We start from the raw sequence: 5,163 nt of genomic DNA on the forward strand, positions 1-5,163 counted from the left end.
CTCAGTATCAGGGCGCTTATAAGGTCAGCCAGGGTCTGCTCGACGAGTTCGGGCCCAAGCGGGTGATCGATACGCCGATCACCGAGCAGGGCTTTGCCGGTCTCGGCATTGGTGCCGGTTTTGCCGGTCTGAAGCCGATCATCGAGTTCATGACTTGGAACTTCGGCATGCAGGCGATCGACCAGATCGTCAACTCCGCCGCCAAGACGCGCTACATGTCGGGCGGCGGCATCGGCTGTCCGATCGTGTTCCGCGCTCCCAACGGCGCTGCGGCGCGCGTGGCGGCGCAGCACAGCCAGGATTACTCGTCGTGGTACGCCCACATTCCGGGCATCAAGGTAATCGCGCCGTATTTTGCGGCCGATGCCAAGGGCCTGCTCAAGGCGGCGATCCGCGATCCCAATCCGGTGGTGTTCCTCGAGAACGAAATCGTCTACGGCAAGTCGTTCCCGGTGCCCAAGCTGGATGATTTCGTGCTGCCGATCGGCAAGGCGCGCGTCATCCGCGAAGGCAAGGACGTGACGCTGGTGGCCTATTCGATCAGCGTTGGCACCATTCTCGAAGCCGCCGAGGCGCTGGCCAACGAAGGCATCGACGCCGAACTGATCGACCTGCGTACCCTTCGCCCGCTCGACATCGACACCGTCATCGCCTCGGTCCAGAAGACCGGCCGCGTCGTCATGGTGGAGCAGGGCTGGCCGGTGGCGTCCATTGGTTCGGAGATAGCCGCCCAGGTGGTCGAGAAGGCGTTCGATTATCTCGATGCGCCGCCGGTCAGGGTAAACGGCAAGGACGTGCCGATGCCCTACGCCCACAACCTCGAAAAACTGGCGCTGCCGACGGTGGAAGACGTCGTCGAAGCGGCGAAATCGGTCTGCTACAGGTCGTGACGATGACCTCGACCTCGGACATGCGTTGGCACAAGGGCGGATGCCACTGCGGCGCCGTCGCCTTTGAAGTGCTGGCGCCGGCCGAGGTCGAGATCGACGACTGCAATTGCTCGATGTGTGCGAAGACCGGTTTTCTGCACCTGATCGTGCCGAAGGACCGGTTTCGCCTCATCGCCGGCGAAAGCGTGCTCACCGACTACCAGTTCAACACCATGGTCGCGCACCATTACTTCTGCCCGGTGTGCGGCATCAAATCGTTCTACATCCCGCGTTCGCATCCCGACGGCATCAGCGTCAATTTCCGCTGCATCGACATGCACGGCTTCACCAAGGTCAAGGTGAACAGCTTCGATGGCCGCAATTGGGAAGCGAACGCCCATAAACTCACGCCGCTCGAGGCCCGCTGATGTCTACACAGATCCTGATGCCTGCGTTGTCGCCCACCATGGAAGAGGGCAAGCTTGCCAAATGGCATGTCAAGGAGGGCGACGAAGTCCATTCCGGCGACATCCTCGCCGAGATCGAAACCGACAAGGCGACGATGGAATTCGAAGCCGTCGATGAAGGCACCATCGGCAAACTGTTGGTCGCCGAAGGCACCGAGGGCGTCAAGGTCAACGCCCCGATCGCGATCCTGGTCGGCGAGGGCGAAGATGCCTCCGCGCCGCCCGACATCTCCTCCGCAATGTCGAGCATCAAAGCCGCCGTCGCCGCCGAGACCAAGGACGTGAAAGACGCCAAAGCCGAGCCGGCCGCCACTCCCACCCCTCATCCTGAGGAGCGAGCGAATGCGAGCGTCTCGAAAGACGCACAAACCGGCGAGCGCATCTTCGCCTCGCCGCTGGCCAAGCGCATCGCCGCCGAGAAGGGTATCGATCTGCACGCCATCGCCGGCTCCGGTCCGCGCGGTCGTATCGTTCGGGCCGATGTCGAAGCCGCTCAGCCAGCCCCCGCTGCGCCCAAGCCGGCGGCTGCCCCGGTTGCCAAGTCTGCAGCCCCCGTTGCCGAAGCCCCGGCCGCGCCGAGCCTGATCCCCGACGCCCGCGTCTTCTTCAAGCCGGGCGACTACGAGGAAATTCCGCACGACTCCATGCGTAAGGCGATTGCCAAACGCTTGACCGCGTCCACCAGCGGCATCCCGCACTTCTATCTTACGGTGGACTGCCGCATCGATGCGCTACTTGCCGCCCGCAAGCGCCTCAACGATGCCTCGCCCAAGGGGGACGGCGCCTTCAAGCTGTCGGTCAACGACTTCCTGGTGAAGGCCGCCGCGCTGGCGCTGAAGAAGGTTCCGGCCGTCAACGCGTCGTGGACCGACAACGCGGTTCTGCGGCACAAGCATGCCGACGTCGGCGTTGCCGTGGCGCTCGATTTCGGCCTGATCACGCCGATCGTGTTCGCTGCCGAGGACAAAGGGCTTGCCGCCATCTCCAACGAGGTCAAGGCGCTGGCCACGCGCGCCCGCGACAAGAAGCTGAAGCCGAACGAATACGAAGGCGGCACGTTTGCGATTTCCAATCTCGGCATGTTCGGGATTTCGCATTTCACCGCGGTAATCAACCCGCCGCACGCTGCGATCCTGGCGGTCGGTGCCGGCGAAGAGAAGCCGGTCGTCGTGGGCGGCAAGATCGAGACCGCCACGGTGATGGCGGTCACCATGAGCTGCGATCATCGCGTCATCGACGGCGCCACCGGTTCGCGGTTCCTGCAGGTGTTCAAGCAGTTCGTCGAAGATCCCGCGGCGATGCTGCTGTAGGAGATTATTCGCGGATGGAAGAACTCGAAGCGGCGATGCTGTTCGCGATTGCGGCCAGCGCGTTGGAAGGCTGATCACCGGAGAATTGAAATGGCCGATGTTTTCGACGTCGTGGTAGTGGGCGGTGGCCCGGGCGGATACGTGTGCGCCATCCGCGCCGCGCAATTGGGGCTGAAAACCGCCGTGGTGGAACGCGACCGGCTCGGCGGCATCTGCCTCAACTGGGGCTGCATCCCGACCAAGGCGCTGTTGCGTTCGGCCGAAGTGTTCCACCTGATGCACCGCGCCGCCGAGTTCGGCTTCTCGGTGGAGAACGTCACCTTCGATCTCGACAAGATCGTCAAGCGCTCGCGCAAAGTCTCGGAGCAGCTCTCGAATGGCGTCGGCTTCCTGATGAAGAAGCACAAGATCGCCGTGATCTCCGGCACCGCCAAGCTGGCCGGCGCGGGCAAACTCGCGGTCACCAAGGACGGCAAGACCGAAGAGGTGACGGCGAAGCACATCGTGCTCGCCACCGGTGCCCGTCCGCGCGTGCTGCCCGGTCTCGAGCCCGACGGCAAGTTGATCTGGACCTCGAAGGAAGCGCTGGTTCCCAACATGATGCCGAAGTCGCTGCTGGTGGTCGGTTCCGGCGCCATCGGCATCGAGTTCGCCAGCTTCTTCCGCACCCTCGGCGCCGACGTCACGGTGGTGGAAGTGCTCGACCGCGTGCTGCCGGTGGAAGATGAAGAAGTCTCCGCCTTCGCGCACAAGGCGTTCGTCAAGCAGGGCATGAAGATCCGCGTCGCCAGCACGGTCGACAAGCTGGTGAAGAACGAGAACTCCGTCACCGCGACGCTGAAAGCCAAGGACGGCAAGACCGAAACCATCACCGCCGATCGCGTCATTCTCGCGGTCGGCATTGTCGGAAACGTCGAAAATATCGGCCTCGAACAGGCGGGCATCAAGGTCGATCGCACCCATGTCGTGGTCAACCAGTGGGGCGAAACCGGCGCGCCCGGTGTGTGGGCGATCGGCGATCTCGTCGGCCCGCCGTGGTTGGCGCACAAGGCGATGCATGAGGGCGTGATCGTCGCCGAGAAGATCGCCGGCGTGAAGGGCGTTCATCCGCTCGACACCTCGAAGGTTCCGGGCTGCACCTATTGCAATCCGCAGGTCGCCTCCATCGGCATGACCGAAGCCAAGGCCAAGGCGACGGGCAAGAAGATCAAGGTCGGCCGCTTCCCCTTCATCGGCAACGGCAAGGCGATCGCGCTCGGCGAGCCCGAGGGCTTGATCAAGACGGTGTTCGACGCCGAAACCGGCGAGCTCCTGGGGGCCCATATGGTCGGCGCCGAAGTGACTGAGCTGATCCAGGGCTACGGCATCGCCAAGACGCTGGAAGCCACCGAAGCCGACCTCGCCACGGTCGTTTTCCCGCATCCCACCCTGTCCGAAATGATGCACGAATCCGTGCTCGATGCCGACAAGAAGGCGATGCATATTTGAGTGAGTAGGGAATAGTGAGTAGTGAGTAGTGAGTAGTGAGTAGTGAGTAGAGATTGACCAACGCCACCAGCGTGCGATTTTCACTACTCACTACTCACTACTCACTACTCACTACTCACCCTTCTCACATCGTCCGCCAGCCCCGCCGTGTCCTTCGTGTCCAGCGTCACCAGCCGGGCGCGGCCGTGGCTGTCGAACACGAACACGGCGCTGGTGTGGGTGACGACGTACTCGGGCGTCTTCGCCACCGCATAGGCGACGCGATAGCGCCGGGCGAGATCGGCGATGGCATTGTCGGAGCCGCGCAAGCCGTCCACTTGCGGCCCGAACGATTGTGCAAACGGCTGCAGCACATCGAGCGTATCGCGGTCGGGATCGACGCTTACGAACAGCACCCGCACCTTTTCGGCATCGGGGCCGAGGCGCTTCAAGACATCGGAAAGATTGGCCAGCGTCGTCGGGCAGACGTCGGGGCAGTGGGTGTAGCCAAAATAGAGCAGCACCGTGCGGCCGCGATAATCCTGCTCGCTGACTTTCAGCCCGTCGCTGGCGCGCACCATGCGGAAGGAAAGGTCCGGCATCGAGCCGGTGATGTCGGTCGCATGCCAGGGCTTTTTCGGTGCGCACGCCGCCAGCAAGGCGAGGGCGACGATAACGGTGAATCGCAGCAACAAGCGCATGGCAAATGTCTAGCACATTCGCGTCTCCTTTTCTGCCCCCGCGGGCGCATGACTATCGTCGCCGGCACGAAGACCGTGGGGGAAGTCCACGCAAAGCGTGGAAAGGGGGCTCATTATCTCGCAAGCCCCCTTCGGCGCTGGCGCGCCACTTCCCCCACGGTCTGCGTGTCGACACCAGCGCCGATGTGCCCGCGGGGGAAGAATAGGTGGGGCGCATCGGATAGCGGCGACACGGTGAGACTCTATTGTCATCCCCGGCCGAAGCCTGCGAAGCTGCGGAGCAGCATTGCGGGGTGAGGGGGAAGGGGGCCCAGGGTATAACCAGCCCGAGGTGCCTCAAGCCGAGTCC

General features: G+C 63.4%; 5 protein-coding genes. 4 read left to right on the forward strand and 1 reads right to left on the reverse strand.

Translation table 11 applies throughout. From position 1 onward, the window contains the following. From AC1P6P_RS13000 to lpdA, 4 genes are all read left to right on the forward strand, one after another. A partial coding sequence (locus tag AC1P6P_RS13000) for a pyruvate dehydrogenase complex E1 component subunit beta (protein WP_481402870.1) occupies positions 1-890 on the forward strand: 890 nt, incomplete at its 5' end. Positions 891-892: 2 nt separating this feature from the next. Then, complete coding sequence (locus AC1P6P_RS13005; protein ID WP_481402871.1) at positions 893-1,297, forward strand: GFA family protein; 405 nt, start codon at positions 893-895, stop codon at positions 1,295-1,297. Continuing rightward, entirely contained in the window at positions 1,297-2,646 is a 1,350-nt protein-coding gene (locus tag AC1P6P_RS13010; RefSeq protein ID WP_481402872.1) for a pyruvate dehydrogenase complex dihydrolipoamide acetyltransferase, read from the forward strand. Before AC1P6P_RS13005 ends, AC1P6P_RS13010 begins: the two co-directional genes overlap by 1 nt. A 90-nt stretch (positions 2,647-2,736) precedes the next feature. Next, positions 2,737-4,134 carry a dihydrolipoyl dehydrogenase gene (lpdA, locus tag AC1P6P_RS13015; RefSeq protein ID WP_481402873.1) on the forward strand — a complete coding sequence of 466 codons (1,398 nt, stop codon included), beginning with the start codon at positions 2,737-2,739 and terminating at the stop codon, positions 4,132-4,134. Positions 4,135-4,238: 104 nt separating this feature from the next. Here the strand turns inward: lpdA and AC1P6P_RS13020 are convergent, their stop codons facing one another. Then, complete coding sequence (locus AC1P6P_RS13020; RefSeq protein ID WP_481402874.1) at positions 4,239-4,814, reverse strand: SCO family protein; 576 nt, start codon at positions 4,812-4,814, stop codon at positions 4,239-4,241. Positions 4,815-5,163 lie beyond the last annotated feature (349 nt).

The sequence above is a fragment of the Rhizomicrobium sp. genome (assembly GCF_056722145.1).

What these genes read in the sequence shown, in the direction of transcription:
- lpdA (WP_481402873.1), top strand. Translation starts at nt 2,737, where the DNA reads ATGGCCGATGTTTTCGACGTCGTGGTAGTGGGCGGTGGCCCGGGCGGA.
- AC1P6P_RS13010 (WP_481402872.1), top strand. Translation starts at nt 1,297, where the DNA reads ATGTCTACACAGATCCTGATGCCTGCGTTGTCGCCCACCATGGAAGAG.
- AC1P6P_RS13020 (WP_481402874.1), bottom strand. Translation starts at nt 4,814, where the DNA reads ATGCGCTTGTTGCTGCGATTCACCGTTATCGTCGCCCTCGCCTTGCTG.
- AC1P6P_RS13005 (WP_481402871.1), top strand. Translation starts at nt 893, where the DNA reads ATGACCTCGACCTCGGACATGCGTTGGCACAAGGGCGGATGCCACTGC.